Origin of the sequence: Gluconobacter aidae, assembly GCF_009547075.1 — a bacterium.
In the GTDB taxonomy this organism is placed as follows: domain Bacteria; phylum Pseudomonadota; class Alphaproteobacteria; order Acetobacterales; family Acetobacteraceae; genus Gluconobacter; species Gluconobacter aidae.
In genome coordinates, this window is sequence record NZ_WIPH01000042.1 from 1 (window position 1) to 17,860 (window position 17,860).

The following is a 17,860-nucleotide window of genomic DNA, read 5'->3' on the forward strand; positions in this document are numbered from 1 at the left end:
CATGGCACGCTTCGTATGCTAAGATGGCAGGCTCAGGGAGAATACTATGTCGAACCGCGGTGGAGGACGTAAAAAACTAAAGCAGCCTATTCAGAAACAATCTGCTCGTTTCAACGAAGCAAGGAAACTAATTGCTCCGGCGTTGATCATCGCGCTTCTCTTTCTAGGGGCAATTGGAATGCGCGGAATTTTTCTAAATCGGGCATCAGCAACGTTGGGTGCCTCTTATACGCTCATCGATATGCACGGCCATCCTCTTACGGAGCGCCAGTTTCAAGGGCGCTATACGCTGATTTATTTTGGATACACGCACTGCATAGATGTCTGCCCGTTAACCCTCGCGACTGTCACACAGGCTCTTGAGCTTATGGGAAAAGCATCACACCAAATTGTCCCACTTTTCATTACGGTTGATCCATCACGTGATACCCCTGAGGTTGTCGCTGATTACGTCAGCCATTTCTCTCCTGACATCGTTGGACTTACGGGAACGGAATCCCAGATCCAGGCGGTCATTAAAAGTTTCCACGTCATGGCGCGACGTCGTGGCACTCCAGCGGATCGTGCGTCCTCAGACTATCTTATGGATCACAGCTCTGTGCTGTATTTGATGGATGGCGATAACCGACTGGTGTCTGTTTTACCCGTTGACACCAGTCCGCAGGAAATCGCCACACGACTGCGTCATCTCGTTCCTGCCAGTTAGTTACGGCGGACGACTTGTGAGAGAAAGGTTGCAAGCCAAAGGAGCAAAAGAGAGGCGCCCAGTTCTGGTAGAAGCACTGCCAACAACACCAGAACAGCCAGCGCGCCTGCGCCTATCTGCTTATTGGGCACGGCCAATGGGGCTCCGAGTTGTCCGGGCGGTCTGCGCCTGAGCCACAGAATGAGCGCCGATACGCTCATAGTCAGCAATCCTGATGCCACAAGAAAATTCAAAAGTTGATTGGCTCTTCCAAAAAGCTGCCCTTCATGGGCTGCAACCCCATATCCGATAATGCGATCCATCAATCCCTTATCTTCAAAGCGTTGGACTGACCGTACCTGACCAGAGGCCTCTACCATCGCGCTGATGCGTTCTGGACGGTTTTGTGTGTCCGAACGAATATGCCACGTAGTTTCACCCGTTGATGGTGGCGTCACGAGGACAGGTGCAGGAAATTTTAGTTGAGACGCAGCCAGTACCACACGGTTTAGCCCGTCTGGTAGGGAACTGTCCGACATGCTCATGGAGCCCATATCCATGCCGGGCATCGTGTCCATTTTTGGCGGAGAAACTTGATGGCCAGCAACAAGATTGCGCTCGGAAACAGCTCCGATTTCCCAGTCCGGAACGATCGTCATGCGACTGATCTGTGTCTCCACACGCGACAAAGCGTGCCCCCAAACGAAGGACCATGGCAGACCGGAGATAAGAAAAAGTACCAGAAATAGGGAGATCCACATCCCGGTGACTGCATGGAGGTCTCGCCACCGAATTCGACCTTTATGAGTGATCCGAGGGTAGAGAATGCCCCTTAGTCCTTTAATGTGACGTGGCCACCAGAGGTATAGACCCGTAGCAATGAGTACTATTGTCCAGGAGGCCACCATTTCCATAATGATGGAGCCAATGTTTCCTAATAAGAGTTGGCCGTGCAGTTTGAAGATGATGCGCTCAAAGCGGTTTTCTTCAGGAACCTGTTTGAGAACCACGCATGATGTCGGATCAACATACACGCGTATGGCTGTACCCTGGCGATCAACGAGCACTCGAGCGGCGCTAAAAGTCGTCTCCGGCAACTCATAGGCGAGAAAATGGCTGTTAGGGACAGCATTGAGTGCCGTCCTGACTTCCTGTACCGGATTTGAAGGTATCGCGCCGCCTGCGAGATGATCGTAGCGCCAGTCGATCCAATGATCCACTTGCGGCTTGAACAGGTAAATTGATCCTGTGAGGCACAGAAATACAATAAAGGGCAGACAGAAGAGCCCTGCAAAAAAGTGCCATCGCCAGACTGTGCGATAATCTGGCCAAAGCGAGGCTCTGGAAGCGTTCATCATCATGGATACCTTCAGAACTTGATCCGCACGCCACCAAAGAACGCTCTTGGCGATCCAGCGTAGATTGAGCCTGTCTTATTGGCCAAAACACTTCGCCCAGCCTGCTGCCCGGTCGCGAGAAGTGTATCGCTGATGTCAGTTGCACCTGCGGCATAAACCTGATTGGTTACATTCTGTACCTCGAAGTAGCTGTGCACACGGTGCGCCCAGCCCAAACGTTCTGGAGGGTCGTAATGAACCTCCAGATTGAGCAATGCGTATGAGGGGGCTTTCAGAATATTGGCATTGTCGAGGTAAAAGGAGCTCCTCCACGTCACTTCTGCAAAACCTCCCAGCCCTTGCAGCCATCCGTCTGGCTGATCATAGAGAACGCGCGCATCCAGGAAATGGGGCATGACGCCAGGGATGAGGTTGCCCTTTCGCGAGAAATTCCGCGCCATCGTGCTGTTGGACAGTGTCTCGGTGTATTTTGTATAGATCTGGTTGTCATAGGTATAAGACAACTTCAGCCGCGCACCCGGCAGAGAGGCTCGTAATGGCTGCCATGTTGCGCCAAGTTCAATGCCACGATGCTCTGAGGCCGGGGCGTTGAAGGTATAGCTTCCTGCAGGCGTATTGACACCCGCCGACTGGCTAACAAGCTCGTTTCTGTAGAACTCATAAAAGCCAGTAGCCTGAATATTGATGCTGGGCGACGGGTGCCATTCAGCACCCAGATCAAACCCGAGACTTGTTTCGCTCTTAAGCTGCGTATTGTTCCCGTAGGTTCCCTGAGGAGTGACAAAGAAACTGGAATAGCCAGGCGTGGCGTAGGCTGTTCCAACACGACTGTGCAAAGTCCAGTCTTTGGTTGGCGTATAAACCAGAGAGGCTTCAGGTGCGAGATTAAAAAAGCGTCGATTGGCCGTGATATTTTGCAGAGAGGTTGAATTGGCAGATCTGTTGTAGAGCGTTTCGACTGCGCCGATGTCGGATTGTGTGCCGCCAAGTCCAATTACAGCATGCCAGAGCGGCGAAAACTGCCAGTCTTCCTGGAAACGAATACCAATGTTCCACTGATGGCCGTAAGATGTGGAATTCAGGGCGCCTCGGGTCGCGCCGCCTTGCGGGGTCAGATTATAGACCTGATAGCCATAATCCATGTAGTCAAAGCTGGCACCCACAAAGCTGGTCAGGGGCGTTTTCCCAATACGGCCGCGGTTCGTCAGGTCCGTCTGCACATTGTAGGAATTGAACGGCCCCACAAAGGCTGTTGTGGAGGTTGGTTGGTCGACATGACGTTGATCATACGTAAATTGGGTATGCCAGGTCGTTCTGGGATCAAAGTCGTGCTCCCATCGAAGGCCTACAAGAGTACGTCGATCAAAACGGCCGAGCCCAGCCTGCTGCGGGCTCATCGTCTGACGGGCTCCATATGCACCATTCACCAGAAGATTGACTGAGGCGCATCCGGCAGCAGCCGATGCCGCATTGGCACAACCGTTCTGGTAGGGGTTACTACGAAACTGATTCAGGGAGAGACGTAACGGCAGTGATGTGTCCGTAATATTATTGACGAACTTAAGGATGAGGCGATCTGAGGACGTCAAATTGACCCGCAGACGCATATTCTCGGTGGACGTGTTATACTGGCTGTTCGCAATAAAGCCATTACCGCGTACATCGCTGCCAAACAGCATGAAGTCGTAGCGTTTATTGCCTGCTCCAACTGTTACGTAGTTATTGAACATGCCGAAGCTTCCGAAGTCTGAGCCCAATTCCAGACCATGAATGTCAGCGCCGTTCCGGGTGCGGAAGTTGATCGCCCCATTGATCGCATAATTACCGTATAACGTGGATGCCGGTCCCTGGAAGACGTCCACGCCCTCATAAGCATGCGGATCGATCAAATCTGCCCGGGCCGTACCATCGGGCTGCGTCATGGGAAACCCGTCTTCTGTGACCTGAAGGTTTTTTAGGCCATAGGACTGCCGTGCACCCGAGCCGCGGACGGAAATAACGCTGTCACGCGGTCCATTGCCCTGTAGGACGGTTACACCGGGAATGGTTGCGACCATATCACTCACGGTCTGGGCCGCTCTGTTAGCAAAATCTGCGCGTTCTGCACTGTAGGTTGTTTCACCGGTTGGATGAAGCAGCGCCGAGCCACGCGCAGCACCTCGTACAATAATGTTTTCCGGAATTCGGCCCTGATGTGGCACAGATTTGGCCGTTAGTGCTCTACGGGGACGTGTATGAGGCCGTTGCGCCTGAGCCGGGACGCTGCCCAGAAACACGCAGGCAAGCGCAAACGAGCCGAGAGGACGGCTGGATATACAAGAAATTGTCATCTGTTTGTTCTGATCTAAGAAACGCAGAAAGCCTTTCATCGTAGTGACGTGAAAGGCGCTCAGTCAGTGTTAGATCAGATGGGGAGGCCCCTGAGCATAAATGCCCGATAGCCGCCATAAGGGAGGGCCTCTTACTGGCGGGAAACACCAAAAAGCGTGACGGCTCGTTAGAGAAATTGCGAGAAAAACAGCAACGACGCATCCGAGTAGAATGATCGTCAACAGGTCGTCGATTACGGCAATGCCATCACCAACATCTGCTGCGTGATGATGATCAGGGCTATGCGAACCAAGATCCTGGCTATCGCAAAGGGTCGAGAGGCTGGCGAACTGTTTTAACGGATCGTCGAGGAGAAACTGCGGTAAAGGCAGACTTCCAACGCTGAGACGGATAATGATGGCGAGCAGAACCAGCGGCCAAAAGACCAGCCCCCCTCCACTATGCCATGCACGTCGCTTCATTCTTCTTTATCTAAACGGGCTTGCGGCACTGCGCCAGATGGGAATGTAATTTTGTCGACCGTTCGCGTTGTGATGCATGGTTGCTCCAATCTCTTTGGAGTTCCACGTCAATTGGCAATGTGCGCTTTGCGGAAACCTAAATGGTCTCACTTATGAGACCTGTGCGCGGGTGGTTGATATTGTCGGTGCCATCTCAATTTGATGAAGAAAACGCGGTATTGATACCTGTTTTCTTCATGGCGAGGACGCCGCACAAGGCTTTTCATACAGGATAGGGTATCAACCCTATCATGCTGCTACAGCGAGGATATTGAGTGTCCGTCTGAGATTGTAGGCAATGGCTGTGACGTGGATCTGGATGGCGGCTTTGGCGAGACCGCGCCATCGCATCCGGCGTAACCCATAGCTGCGCTTCCAGGTGCCGAAGATCTTCTCGATCCGGCCCCGGGTCCGATGGACATCATCGTTTCATGCCTTCAGTTGGGCAAGCGTTTCCTGTTCGTCCCGCCCCCACATCGACGTTGCGGCAACGCGGAGCGTACCGCCTTTTGAGCGGACTGCGTCGCGGAAATGATTGCCCCGATAGGCGCTGTCGGCAAAAACCTCGCCTGGATCGTTGGGTATGGCATCCGGTCCAGCCCGACCATCGTTGATATTGGCTGGCGTAATCGCAATCTGCTCGACCAGAGCAGTCGTGGCATCGGCACCGACATGAGCTTTGAAGCCATGCACGGCCTTGCGTCCTTTGTACTTGACCCACCGTGCCTCGTCATCGCGTTCCGTTTGCGACGCGATGATCGTCGCATCGACGATCGTACCAGTCTTGATCCGAATGGCCCTCGATTTTAACTGACCCGTCACCGCTTCGAACAGGGCTTGATCAAGCGAGTGGCTGGCCAGTTCGCGTCTGAACCGCACGAAGGCTGTGCGCTCCGGTGTGGGTTCGTGTGCGGAAAATCCGCAGAACCGGCGAAAGGATGTTCGATCGTCCAAAGCTTCAGCCAGTTTGACATCGGAGAGGTCATACCAGACCGCAAGCAGCATCGCCCGGAACATCGCAAGCGGTGGCCATGCGGCTTCGCCTTTCGGCGCGGCGTAGAGTGAGCCAAGCAGCGCAGCAATTGGCTGCCAGTCGATCAGGGCCGAGATGTCATCCAATGATGACGACTTCTGATCCTGTCCCGAAAATGCCAGGCAATCCTGACCAATCGACCGATGCGCCATCGTCCTGCTCCAGGCTTGACATCAGCCAAAAGAGAATCACTTTTCGCCCCAAAAATCCACTACCCGCGCACAGGTCTCATTAGGTCTCAGATGTAGGCGAAAGCAGACCTTCTGCTATCGCCCTCATGTCGGCCGCCCAAGCGGTTGAGACGCTTCCCCGAAAGCCGACATTGCCAAGCATATGTCAATAGACCGAGTTTGGAACGAAGCTGTCGTTCGGGAATAGAATCACGAAAGACGGGTCTCAGATGAACCGGACATTCGTATGGCGGTGAAGGTTGGCCGCGGAAAGCGCAGTTCGGGCTGTGACGAGACTGGCCAGTTTCGAGCCACCAACTTGAGCTATTTGCCTACTAAAACATAGTTCGACCGTGTCACTTCACGAATAAAGGGCAGATGTTGGCATCCTAAGTGCTACATGTCTAATTCTGACAATGTCGCACTGTATCACCGATAGCCGTATGCCCGATTCACTGTACAGCGCTGATCCCGGTGACCTTGAAATACTACCGGCCCGCCTATAGATAAGGTTGCTGATTTCCAGAGAGGGCGGTAGATGGCAGACGGCGAGGACGATTATGCAGAACGCTTGGGTCGAGCCCTTTATAATGGGATAAGAAATCGGATGGCGATGGTACCTTCTCGCAAGGGCCCTCTCAGGACCTACGCCACCGTGAGCGGAGCGCTCGATGGATATGCGGCGGCAAACCTTGGCAGCAATTCGCTTGCCGCGACCGCCCATCAAAATACGGCTCATTTGCAAGAAGAACATCCTGAATTCGTGTCTTGTCCTCAGCCTGATCTTAACAAGCCGTTGGATTTTTATGCGACCGGTGGTGCTCGACCACTGGCCGGCGAGTTTGAGTACGGCGGGCGTCGCGATCAGGCCGAAGACCGAAATAAACTAACGCGCCGCCCCCCTATCGAAGACAAGCTCTTCATCAACGCTGTCCATTCGCAAAAAGCGTGTGGCAAAGACGAAGAATGGTTCCGGAAAGCATCTCAGGATGGAAGTGTCTATTACCACGGCGAGGTCTATCAGAGGAAGGATGCTCCCCTAGATCAGGCAGGTCTCAGGCTCACAGGTTACCAAAACGGTGAAAAGATATTTGATAGCAGTTCATAGGTATATACGAGACAATCCGAGAGAAGATCCTGACGACATCTTTCGGCGATGAAGACGAATAAGCGGCGCCATTCGCCAAATCTTGAAAAATCCGTGGCGTGCTTACACCATCGATAGGTAAAATGGGGTTGCTCGCGTGAGTGATGGGATGGACGATTATGATGTTTTTCTCGGTAATTGGGAGCCGGGGGAACGGTTGCGCTATTCGATACTTCCGCAGAGCATCGCTGATCCGGTAGTGCGGGAGCAGCTATTAAGCGACAGTTCGGGAGAAGCACCGCTCGAGCGCACCGCCTTTTCCCCGGGACTGAAGGTGATGGATGGGAGCGAGAGCAACACCCGCCTCTTCACGTTTTTCGAAGACCGGCAGGAAAAGTGGGCGGAAGAATTTCGGGACTATCTGCTGTCGCGCGGGATCACCGTAGCCAAGATCGATGTCTATAATGAGAGCTTCGCCCAGCATTGGGTGGATGGTCGCAAGCGGCGTCAGGACTCCGCAGAGATGCTCGCAATCAAGGCTTCGATCCGTGACCATGATCTGAAATTCCATCGTCAGACCTCCGGTCAGTTCGTGATTAATCAGATGGTTAGTGCGAGCACCCCCCTCTTCACACCCGACGAAATGGCAATTGTTTTTGAGGCGAATCAGGGCCTGATTGATGCCTTTCTACCCGACTATATCGATATACTCGACGCCACCTGTTATGGAACGATCAGCGATCTTCATGTTCGCCGTGGGGTATGTATGCCGACCATCGAACCGGTGCGTCGCGAGCTTCACTATTTAAGTTCTTACTCACTCACGCTCGGTCCGGTTGAGCAGTTTGCACAGACCTACACGCCCGCGACGCGCGTAGGTGGTGTGCCATCGATCTTTTCCGCTCCTCTACCAGCTGTTCAGACTCGAATCGTCGCGTTTGCGCCTTTCGTGAAGGACATGGATCTGAGTCAGCTCGAACTGGTTGTCGCTCCACCGATCGCGAGTACGCAGCTGCAGTATGATGGTGAGTTTGGCGGCATACATGAGTTCAGCTTTAAATGAACCCAATGGCTTCAGCGATCACGACCGTACGCCGAAGTGTCGGGATCGGCAGGTTTTGATAACAATTTTAGAACCGTAGAGCATCTGGATTTGGCGTGTATTTGCCCGGTAGCTGTAGAAATAAAGCTGACATTACCGCAGTCATATCCGAACGGCGTAGACCAGTCGAAAGGGGGCTCTCTTGGTTGGTCAGAGCAGATCGGCAGCTTTAGCCATTACCCTGGCCGAAACCTGCCTATCAGCTCTGCTCCCCTGATCCGTCTGTCTGCTCAGTGATGCAGGAGCAGACAGACCGCAGTCGCCTCAAGTTGGTCGTTCAGCCGAGGTATGCACTTTTCCAATAACGGACAGTCCGATATGATTCAGGTGACTTTGACTGGGCTACGTTTTGGCCACCTGGCGTAACGATGATAGACAATTGGAACACTTCGGGCGCGAGATACCAGCCACAATTTCAAGGCAAAAGCATTGAGTAGTTTCTATGATCGACCAATTCTGAACTCGCCCTATCGCGCTCCTAAATTGCACCACCCGCTCGATCAGAATGGACAGCCACTTGAGGGAGAGCCGCAGCAAGGGCGTCGCCCGTCGCGCTTCATCGTCCCCGTTCCGGCATCACGGAAGAAGGCGTCGGCCACCCAGGCCTCCCTCGACCTAGAGACCTACACCGAGAATGCGCTAATCAACGAAATCCGCGGCTACATTGAGCGGTGGCGGAACCTGCGCAATCCCGCTGACTGGGGCGTGACTGCCGTCTCCCAGCGCCTCCTGGAGCATTGGCGCCATCACGATTTTGTCGGCCCGCGTCCCTTCTTCTGCCAGATCGAAGCCGTCGAGACGATCATCTGGTTGACCGAGGTCGCACCCAAGCGTACCACGACAAAAGGGCTTCTGGATCAGATCGGCAAGGCCAACGAGGAGGCCAATCCAGAACTCTTCCGCCTGGCCATGAAGATGGCGACGGGCAGCGGCAAGACAACTGTCATGGCGATGCTTATTGCTTGGCAGGCGGTGAACGCCGCCCGCAAGGAATCCAAGGACTTCTCCCGCGCTTTCCTGATCGTCGCCCCCGGCATCACGATCAAGGACCGGCTCCGCGTGCTCCAACCAAGCGAACTGGACAATTACTACGAGACGCGCGAGATCGTGCCGCCGGAGATGCTCCCCGACATCCGGCGCGCGGAGATCGTGATCACCAACTATCACGCTTTTCAGCACCGAGAGACGCTTTCCCTGCCCAAGGTGGCGCGCAGCTTCCTTCAAGGAAACGATCCCGAACCACTTAAGACGACCGAAACCGATGCCGAGATGCTGAATCGCGCGTGCGGAAAGCTCCTGAACTACGATCGCGTCAACGTCCTCAACGACGAGGCTCACCACTGCTACCGTCACAAGGTAGGAGACGACGCGGAGGGCGCACTGACCGGCGACGACAAGAAAGAGGCGGCCGAGAACGATGAAGCGGCCCGCCTCTGGATCAACGGCATTGAAGCGCTGGACCGCAAGCTTTCGAAGGGAGTACGCGCGGTCTACGACCTCTCGGCTACGCCCTTCTTCCTGCGCGGCTCGGGTTATCAGGAAGGTACTCTCTTCCCCTGGGTTGTCTCGGATTTCAGCCTGATGGACGCTATCGAGAGCGGTATCGTCAAGCTGCCCCGCGTACCGGTGAGCGACAACCTCGTGCAGACTGACACTGTCGTCTATCGCGACCTGTGGAAGCACATCGGCAAGGCCTTGCCAAAGACTGCCGCCGGGGCCGCCAAGCTTAGCCCCTTCGACCTACCCAATATGCTGAAGACCGCGCTGAATGCTCTCTACAGCCACTATGAGGGCGAGTATAAGCGCTGGGAGCGCGCTGGGATCGGCGTGCCACCCGTCTTCATCGTGGTTTGCCAGAACACAGCGATTTCCAAGCTAGTGTTCGAATGGATCGCAGGCTTCGAGCGCGGCGAAGCCGAGGAAGGAGAGCGTGCGGCCTTTCATGTCGGCCATCTGGAGCTGTTTCGAAATTATAACGAACAGGGTGGTCGTCTTGCCTATCCGCGGACCCTGTTGATCGACTCCCGCCAACTCGAGGCTGGCGAAGCACTCGACAAGGGCTTTCGGGAAGCCGCAGGTCCCGAGATTGAGCAGTTCAAGCGCGAACTAGCGGCCCGCGAAGGCGCCGGGACTGCCCAAGGCGAGATCAGCGAGAGCGCCTTACTGCGCGAGGTGATGAACACTGTAGGTCGACCTAGTCGTCTTGGCGAACAGATCCGCTGTGTCGTCTCAGTGTCCATGCTCACCGAGGGCTGGGACACCAACACGGTGACGCACATTCTCGGCGTCCGCGCCTTCGGCACCCAGCTTCTGTGCGAACAGGTGGTCGGGCGCGGCCTGCGCCGGCAATCCTATGACCTGAATCCGGAGACCGGCCTGTTCGATGTCGAATACGCCGACATCATGGGGATTCCGTTCGACTTTGCTTCCTCGCCGCAGGTCGCCAAGCCGACTAAACCGAAGCCGGTCACGCGTGTTCACGCGATAAAGGAACGTGAGGCGCTGGAGATCGTCTTTCCGCGCGTCAGTGGCTATCGCCGCGATCTGCCGTCCGAAAAGCTCGAAGCCGTCTTCACCGACGAGAGTAAGTTGGAGATCACGCCGGCCGACATTGGTCCCACCTCGGTCGTCATGGAGGGAATCGTCGGCGCTGGCGTGACGATCACGCCTCAGGTGCTGGAGCGACTGCGGCCCTCGGAGATCAGTTTTAACCTCGCCAAGCACCTACTCTACACTAGTTTCCGCGATGAGGATGGTTTCCCGAAGCAACATCTCTTTCCACAGATTCAGCGTCTCGCGCGCCGCTGGCTCGACGAGGGATATCTCGTTACCAAAGGCGTCCCGGTCGGCGCGATCCTTTATCAAGATCAGCTCGCCCGGGCGGCGGAGAAGATCGACATCGCCTGCACGCGTGCGAGCGAAGGGCACATTCTAGCCGTGCTCGATCCCTATAATCCCAAGGGCTCGACACGCCACGTCAACTTCATCACTTCGAAAACTTGCTGGAAAACCGGTGCACAGCCGCCCCGGAGCCACATCAGCCATGTCGTGCTGGACTCAAGTTGGGAGGAGCAGCTCGCTCTCACACTGGAAACCCATCCGCGTGTGCTGGCTTACGCCAAGAATCAGGCGCTGGGTTTCGAGATTCCCTATCTCGATAGTGGCACTACTCGGCGCTATCTGCCCGATTTTCTGGTCCGGCTCGACGGTGGCGGCGACGAGCCGCTCAACCTGGTGTTGGAGGTGAAGGGCATTAAGGACGAAGCCGACAAGGCCAAGGCCCAGACGACGCGCGATCTCTGGGTTCCAGGTGTCAACGCGCTTGGCAGCTTCGGCCGCTGGGCTTTCGCCGAATTTCGCGATTGGACCGTGATGGAGGAGGACTTCGCCACGCTGGTCGATCAACTGCTCAAGAAAGTTACCGTCTGATGGCCCGCTCCCCCCGCCCCTCCAGCGGCAAGTCCTCCAAACAGGTCGATGCCCTCAAACACAACGAAGCCACCCGGCGGAATATCCCGACAGCGGAAATGGAGAGCTTCTTCCGGCGCGAGGAAGACGCCGCGCCCATGCCGCCAAAGCACTATCCGCGCGCCCGGCCCCTCGCCGAAGGTGAGACGCGAACGCCTGAGGAGCCGCGTCAGCCCGAGTTGATCTGGAACGGTGCGAAGATCACCATCACCGACGAACAGATGAAGGAGTTGGCGGAGACCGGTACCCTCACCCTCTCAGACGCTCAGCTCGTCTGGCGCGGCAAAGACCGGCAGGACTGGACCGATCTCGTGGTCAACGTGCCGCCGCTCTACATTCAGGAGAAGATTCACCCCAAGGCGATCATCGACGACCTGAAGCGCCGTACGGCTGAGATGCGAGAGGCGCAGGCCGAGATGGCCGACCTGTTCGCCGATTTCAACGGCATCACGCCTGAGCAGCGCGCCGAGTTCTATCAGCACGATCTGCACTGGTCGAACCGCATGATTCTCGGCGACAGCCTTCAGGTGATGGCCAGCCTGTCCGAGCGGGAGAACTTGAAGGATAAGGTGCAGTGCATCTATTTTGACCCGCCATATGGCATCAAATTCAACTCAAACTGGCAGGTCTCGACACGATCAACGAAAGTCGAGGATGGAAAGAGAAATGACATCTCGCTCGAACCGGAACAGGTAAAGGCGTTTCGGGATACATGGAAGGACGGTATCCACTCCTATCTTACCTATCTTCGTGATCGGCTAATTGCGATGCACGATCTTCTGACCGAGAGCGGCTCAATCTTCGTCCAAATCGGCGACGAGAACGTGCATCGCGTCCGAGCAGTCTTGGATGAGGTATTTGGTGCAGAAAATTTTAGCAGCCTGATTTCGTATAAAACATCCGTAGGTCTTGGATCGTCTGGTTTAGATAACACTGCAAATTTTATTGTTTGGTATTTCAAAAATAAATCTGCAGGAAAAATACGATCAATACTGAGAAAAACCATACCGGGTGAAGAAGGAGCATCAAGATACAAAACGCTCCGCCTTCCTGACCTCACCGAAATTCGCGCTCCTAACGACGATTCAGCAATGCCAGAAGGTGCCAAATACTTTCGCGACCAAGGAATGACATCGCGCTCAGCTTCGAAAACGACCCTTTTTGAATATGAGTATCAAGGAACTGCCTATCGTCCCAACTCTGGAGGCTGGCGAACCTCTTTGCGCGGTATGGAGCGAGCCCGTAAGGCAGATAGGCTCCTTCAAACGGGGAAAACCCTTTCGTACCGAAAATACTACGATGACTTTTCGGCCATCGCACTGGACAATGTATGGTCAGACGTTAGCGGTGGCGTGACAAGTCGTGCTGATCCAAAAGTCTACGTTGTTCAAACTGGAACCAAAGTAATCGAACGCTGTATTATTATGGCAACCGATCCTGGCGATTTGGTTCTCGATCCAACTTGCGGTTCGGGTAGCACGGCCTATGTGTCGGAGCAATGGGGACGACGCTGGATCACCATAGACACAAGCCGCGTTGCCTTGGCACTCGCCAGAACCCGCCTGATGTCGGCACGCTATCCTTGGTATCTTCTGGCCGACAGCCGCGAGGGCCGCACGAAAGAAGCGGAACTGAGTCAGCGTGCGCCTGCTGACGCGCCAGTCCACAATGATCTTCGTCAAGGTTTCGTCTATGATCGTGTACCGCATCTCACGCTCAAGTCGATCGCCAATAATTCGCTGATCGACGACATCTGGGAAAAATGGCAGGCCGTGCTTGAGCCGCTGCGTGAAGACCTGAACCAAACGCTCGGCAGGAACCAGCCTTGGGAAGAATGGGAAATACCACGCGAGGCCGGCGACCCATGGGACGGCGAAGCCGCAAAGATGCACGCCAAACTACGCGCGGCGATTGCCAAGGACGATATAGGCAAAAAGTCCAACAACCTGCTGGCAAAGCTGAATGCAAAATTTGGTCGGAATTACACATTCCAGACGCTGCCTGATCGCCCCATCGACCCTTGGGTGAATGACGAGGCCATCCGCCTTCACAATCAATGGTGGGAAGCGCGCATTGCGCGCCAGAAGGAGATCGACGCCTCTATCGCCGCCCGCGCCGAGGTCGAATATCTCTACGACAAGCCTTATTCCGATCCTGCACGCGTCCGCGTCGCCGGGCCGTTCACGGTCGAAAGCCTGTCGCCGCACCGGGTCCTGCCGGCCAGCGAGGAAGAACTGATTGACGACATCGCCGCCGCCGAGGGCCGACGCTCTCCCGCCGATGCCGACTTGGCAGGCCAAGATTTCTCGGCCATCGTCATCGACTACCTCAAGGCCGAGGGCGTCAAACAGCAGGACAAGGGCGACCGCATCAGCTTTGAGAGCCTGACTCCTTGGCCAGGCAATTTTATTGGTGCCAGCGGCACATTTGTCGAAGGCGAGAACGGCCCGGAACGCCGGGCCGCAATCCTGATCGGCCCAGAATACGGAACGGTCGGTCGGCAGGATCTCGTGGCCGCCGCCCGCGAAGCAGTGGACAATCGTTTCGATGTGCTCATCGCCTGCGCCTTCAATTTCGATGCTCATTCGTCGGAACTGGGAAGCCTCGGCAGCCTGAAAATCCTCAAGGCGCGGATTAACCCCGACATGCACATGTCGGACGAGTTGAAGAACACTGGGCGCGGTAATATGTTTGTGGTGTTCGGTGAACCCGACGTCGAAATCCTCGACGACGGTGGCCCGGAGATCCGAGTGAAGGTAAATGGCATCGATGTATTCGATCCCAACACCGGTGACATCCGCTCGCACGACACGGCGGGCATCGCCGCCTGGTTCATCGACACCGACTACAACGAAGAGAGCTTCTTTGTCCGACACGCCTATTTCCTCGGCGCTAACGATCCTTATGAGAGTCTGAAAACCGCGCTTCAGGCCGAGATCGATGAGGAGGCCTGGGCAACACTCTATTCTGACACCTCTCGGCCGTTCGAGCGCCCAGAGAACCGTCGCATTGCGGTGAAAGTCATCAATCATTTCGGAGACGAAGTGATGAAAGTCTTCGGAGTGTAACCGGTGACGCTTCTTCCCAATCATGGCCGCGTGGAATGTCCCCTTTGTCATCTCGGACAACCCTATGCTTTCGACATCACGCGAACCGAAGACAGCGGTTGGCGAATCACAGCCAATCCGTTGGCTTGGGGTAATCCGGCACCGGAAATTCTCGTGCTGGGCTTTTCAAAAGGACCGACGCAAGCTGGAGCTTTGGCCCGTCAGCCACATGACAAAATCGCCTATCGCGGCGGTCGAACCAATCTGGCGAAGATTCTGCACCATATCGGGTTACTGCCTGCCCCTGAAAGCCGACTTGTGGATCAGGCGATAGTAGATAGGAATGGTCGATTTCACTTCGCTTCCCTAATCCGATGCACAGTCGAGCGTTTCGATGAGAAAGAGACGGCTCCCGAAAAGCAATGGAAAGGGACAGGTGGCGGTATGCTCGACAAGTTTGTCGCGCGAGATTTTGGACAGATCGTTCTGGAAAATTGCACCACTCGCTTTCTTAGTAATTTACCGCCCCAGACGAAGTTGATCCTGATGTTGGGTCTCGGTACGCGCGGAAACTACGTTGCCGCATGTCGGAAGGCTCTCACCAAGGCACGCCCTGGTCGATGGCGCACCATCAACGAAGTTACCTACACGGATGACAAGGTTATGGTGGTTCACACTGAGCACTTCGCATCCCAAGGGGCGCTCCTGCCGAATTGGCTAAGCGGTGGGCTCCATGAGCGCGGTCGTCTGGGGTTGCTGGCACGCGAGGGTGTCAAGTTGGCGGTGGGCTAAACATGAATTTTTTGATCGCAGACACTTTCACTGCTTCGTTTAGCCGCTTGTCTGGCCTAGATCAGAAGGCTGTGAAGGCGAGCGTCTTTGATCTTCAGATGAATCCGACCGGCAACGGCCTCCAGTTGCATCGCATTGATAAGAGCAAGGACCCGCATTTCTGGTCTGCGCGCGTAAACCGCGACATCCGCCTGATCGTCCACAAGACCGGCGAGAGTATGCTGGTAGCTTATGTCGGCCATCACGACGACGCCTACGCTTGGGCCGAACGCCGCCGGATCGAGGCACATCCGCGCACTGGCGCCGTCCAGATCGTCGAGGTGCGCGAGCGCGTAGAAGATGTTGCCCCACCGCCAACGCTCCATCTCATCTTCCCCGAGCACGCCAAGGACGGTGAGAAGGCCGACACCGCACCAGCGCTGTTCGCCCCACTGAACGACGAAGCGCTGCTCTCGATCGGTGTTCCCGCCGACTGGCTGGTCGACGTTCGCGCGGCAAGCGAGGATGGTTTCTTCGCGCTGGCCTCTCACCTCCCGGCCGAAGCCTCTGAAGCCCTCCTAGAATATGCGGCGACCGGCAGGCTAGTCACGCCGATACCAGTTCCCGCCGCGGCCAATCCCTTCGCCCATCCCGATGCCCTGCGGCGGATCAGGCTGATCGCCGACCAGGAGGAGTTGGAGCAGGCGCTCGCCTTCCCGTGGGAAAAATGGGGCGTCTTTCTCCACCCCTCCCAAAGGACGCTGGTCGAGCGCTCATTCTCGGGGCCGGCGCGCGTCGCCGGCTCGGCGGGTACCGGAAAAACCATCGTGGCCATTCATCGCGCCGTCCGTCTCGCCCGCGAGACTCCGACCGCGAAGGTACTGCTGGTCAGTTTCTCCGAGCCTCTGGCGGCGGAACTCGCGAAAAAGGTATTGGTCTTGGCGCCCGAGACCAATGGCGTCGTCCCTCGGATTACTACGGCGTCGTTCCAGGGCATCGCTGAGCAAATGTTTCAGCTGGAACATGGGGTGCGGCCCCGAATCGCCAGTGATGTCGTGCTGCGCGAGCGCCTACGGGCCGCCGCCGCGTCCATCAATCTCAAGGGCTTTTCCGAGCGCTTTCTGTTGTCTGAGTGGACCAACGTCATCGACGCTTGGGGGCTGACGTCGCTCGACGCCTATTCGACTGTGCAGCGCATGGGCCGCAAGAGTCGGCTCGGACCCAACCAACGCGCTCGCCTGTGGCCGGTATTCCAAGTGGTGCGCGATGCGCTGGCGGCGGAGCGATACACCACTTGGGCAAATGTCTTCAACGGTTTGGCCGATGCACTCGCTAAACGCGAGAACAAGCCCTTCGACTACGTCGTCATCGACGAAGCCCAAGACCTTGCCCCGGCCGAGCTTCGATTCTTCGCTGCGTTGGCCCCCGCGAAACCAGATGGCCTGTTCCTGTCAGGCGACATTGGACAGCGCATTTTCCAACATCCCTTCTCGTGGGTGAGCCTTGGCGTCGACGTGAGAGGCCGCTCCCATACGCTCAAAGTCTGCTACCGCACCTCGCAACAGATCCGCAGTGCAGCCGACAAGCTGCTGCCCACCGTGCTACGAGATACCGATGGACTGGAGGACGAGCGCCGCGGCATTATCTCGGTCTTCGACGGTCCGGCGCCGGAGGTGAAGTCGCTCGCCGACGTCGCTGCGGAAGCAGCCATGGTCCGCCAGACCGTCAAGACTTGGCTTGCAGAAGGGATCGGGTCGCGCGAGATCGGCCTGTTCGTACGAACGCCGCATCTCGTCACGCGTGCCCGGGCCGCCATCGCCGGGCTCTCTGGCGCTGATGAAATGACAACCGCGCCTATGAGCCTGGCCAAGGGGCTAGAATTTCGCGCCGTTGTTGTGATGGCCTGCGACGAAGGTCACCTACCTTTAGATGAGCGTGTTGCTGACGCCGCCGATGAGGCGGAACTCGACGAAATCTACGAAACCGAGCGCCGACTGCTTTATGTGGCATGTACGCGAGCACGTGAGCATTTGTTTCTGACTGGGGTAATGCCTACATCAGAATACCTTGCTGACTTTACTATGTAATATCGAAAGCAACTCAAGATTATAAATGGGAATATATAAGATTAAGAGATAATAATTATAAATATTAATTTTATTTATTATTTTATGCATTGGTAATCGTATCTGCTACAATGACTGCTTTTCCAGTCGAAGCATCCTATAGCCGACATTCCGCTCCCCCCCCCATTTCTGCCTGCGCGACACTGTGCAGGCGGCCAAATACCGTGACCAGAAACCGGCCA

The 17,860-nt window shown here is 55.9% G+C and carries 11 protein-coding genes and 1 pseudogene; 7 read left to right on the plus strand and 5 right to left on the minus strand.

Features of this window, described 5'->3' with window-relative positions; genetic code table 11:
• Positions 1-46 precede the first annotated feature (46 nt).
• Positions 47-706, plus strand: a complete 660-nt coding sequence (locus GFJ39_RS12275; protein WP_153431590.1) for an SCO family protein — start codon at positions 47-49, stop codon at positions 704-706.
• Here GFJ39_RS12275 and GFJ39_RS12280 read toward each other — a convergent pair.
• From GFJ39_RS12280 to GFJ39_RS12290, 5 genes and pseudogenes are all read right to left on the minus strand, one after another.
• Positions 703-2,046 (minus strand): PepSY-associated TM helix domain-containing protein, encoded by a 1,344-nt coding sequence (locus GFJ39_RS12280; protein ID WP_153431591.1) that lies wholly within the window; start codon positions 2,044-2,046, stop codon positions 703-705. The two genes, GFJ39_RS12275 and GFJ39_RS12280, sit on opposite strands and share 4 nt — an antisense overlap.
• Before the next feature lie 8 nt (positions 2,047-2,054).
• Entirely contained in the window at positions 2,055-4,412 is a 2,358-nt protein-coding gene (locus GFJ39_RS12285; RefSeq protein ID WP_153431592.1) for a TonB-dependent receptor family protein, read from the minus strand.
• Between the two features lie 30 nt (positions 4,413-4,442).
• The gene (locus GFJ39_RS14115; RefSeq protein WP_194285374.1) at positions 4,443-4,835 is read right to left on the minus strand and encodes a hypothetical protein; all 393 of its coding nucleotides are present in this window, start codon (positions 4,833-4,835) and stop codon (positions 4,443-4,445) included.
• Between the two features lie 288 nt (positions 4,836-5,123).
• A pseudogene (locus GFJ39_RS14415) lies at positions 5,124-5,282 on the minus strand (transposase); the annotation flags it as partial.
• A 21-nt stretch (positions 5,283-5,303) separates the two neighbouring features.
• Positions 5,304-5,993, minus strand: coding sequence for an IS5 family transposase (locus tag GFJ39_RS12290; RefSeq protein ID WP_228391941.1), 690 nt, complete (start codon positions 5,991-5,993; stop codon positions 5,304-5,306).
• Between the two features lie 739 nt (positions 5,994-6,732).
• On the opposite strand from GFJ39_RS12290, the gene GFJ39_RS12295 reads away from it, so the two are divergent.
• The 6 genes from GFJ39_RS12295 (at position 6,733) to GFJ39_RS12320 (ending at position 17,639) form a co-directional block, all read left to right on the plus strand.
• Positions 6,733-7,185, plus strand: a complete 453-nt coding sequence (locus tag GFJ39_RS12295) for a hypothetical protein (protein ID WP_153431593.1) — start codon at positions 6,733-6,735, stop codon at positions 7,183-7,185.
• 148 nt (positions 7,186-7,333) lie between these two features.
• Positions 7,334-8,227, plus strand: coding sequence for a hypothetical protein (locus GFJ39_RS12300; RefSeq protein WP_153431594.1), 894 nt, complete (start codon positions 7,334-7,336; stop codon positions 8,225-8,227).
• Positions 8,228-8,695: 468 nt separating this feature from the next.
• Positions 8,696-11,695, plus strand: a complete 3,000-nt coding sequence (locus tag GFJ39_RS12305; protein ID WP_153431595.1) for a BPTD_3080 family restriction endonuclease — start codon at positions 8,696-8,698, stop codon at positions 11,693-11,695.
• The gene (locus GFJ39_RS12310; protein WP_086611964.1) at positions 11,695-14,802 is read left to right on the plus strand and encodes a site-specific DNA-methyltransferase; all 3,108 of its coding nucleotides are present in this window, start codon (positions 11,695-11,697) and stop codon (positions 14,800-14,802) included. Before GFJ39_RS12305 ends, GFJ39_RS12310 begins: the two co-directional genes overlap by 1 nt.
• 3 nt (positions 14,803-14,805) lie before the next feature.
• Positions 14,806-15,573, plus strand: coding sequence for a hypothetical protein (locus tag GFJ39_RS12315; RefSeq protein WP_228391942.1), 768 nt, complete (start codon positions 14,806-14,808; stop codon positions 15,571-15,573).
• A gap of 2 nt (positions 15,574-15,575) precedes the next feature.
• Complete coding sequence (locus GFJ39_RS12320) at positions 15,576-17,639, plus strand: UvrD-helicase domain-containing protein (protein ID WP_153431596.1); 2,064 nt, start codon at positions 15,576-15,578, stop codon at positions 17,637-17,639.
• Positions 17,640-17,860 lie beyond the last annotated feature (221 nt).

What these genes read in the sequence shown, in the direction of transcription:
- GFJ39_RS12275 (WP_153431590.1), top strand. Translation starts at nt 47, where the DNA reads ATGTCGAACCGCGGTGGAGGACGTAAAAAACTAAAGCAGCCTATTCAG.
- GFJ39_RS12280 (WP_153431591.1), bottom strand. Translation starts at nt 2,046, where the DNA reads ATGATGATGAACGCTTCCAGAGCCTCGCTTTGGCCAGATTATCGCACA.
- GFJ39_RS12285 (WP_153431592.1), bottom strand. Translation starts at nt 4,412, where the DNA reads ATGAAAGGCTTTCTGCGTTTCTTAGATCAGAACAAACAGATGACAATT.
- GFJ39_RS14115 (WP_194285374.1), bottom strand. Translation starts at nt 4,835, where the DNA reads ATGAAGCGACGTGCATGGCATAGTGGAGGGGGGCTGGTCTTTTGGCCG.
- GFJ39_RS12300 (WP_153431594.1), top strand. Translation starts at nt 7,334, where the DNA reads ATGGACGATTATGATGTTTTTCTCGGTAATTGGGAGCCGGGGGAACGG.
- GFJ39_RS12310 (WP_086611964.1), top strand. Translation starts at nt 11,695, where the DNA reads ATGGCCCGCTCCCCCCGCCCCTCCAGCGGCAAGTCCTCCAAACAGGTC.
- GFJ39_RS12320 (WP_153431596.1), top strand. Translation starts at nt 15,576, where the DNA reads ATGAATTTTTTGATCGCAGACACTTTCACTGCTTCGTTTAGCCGCTTG.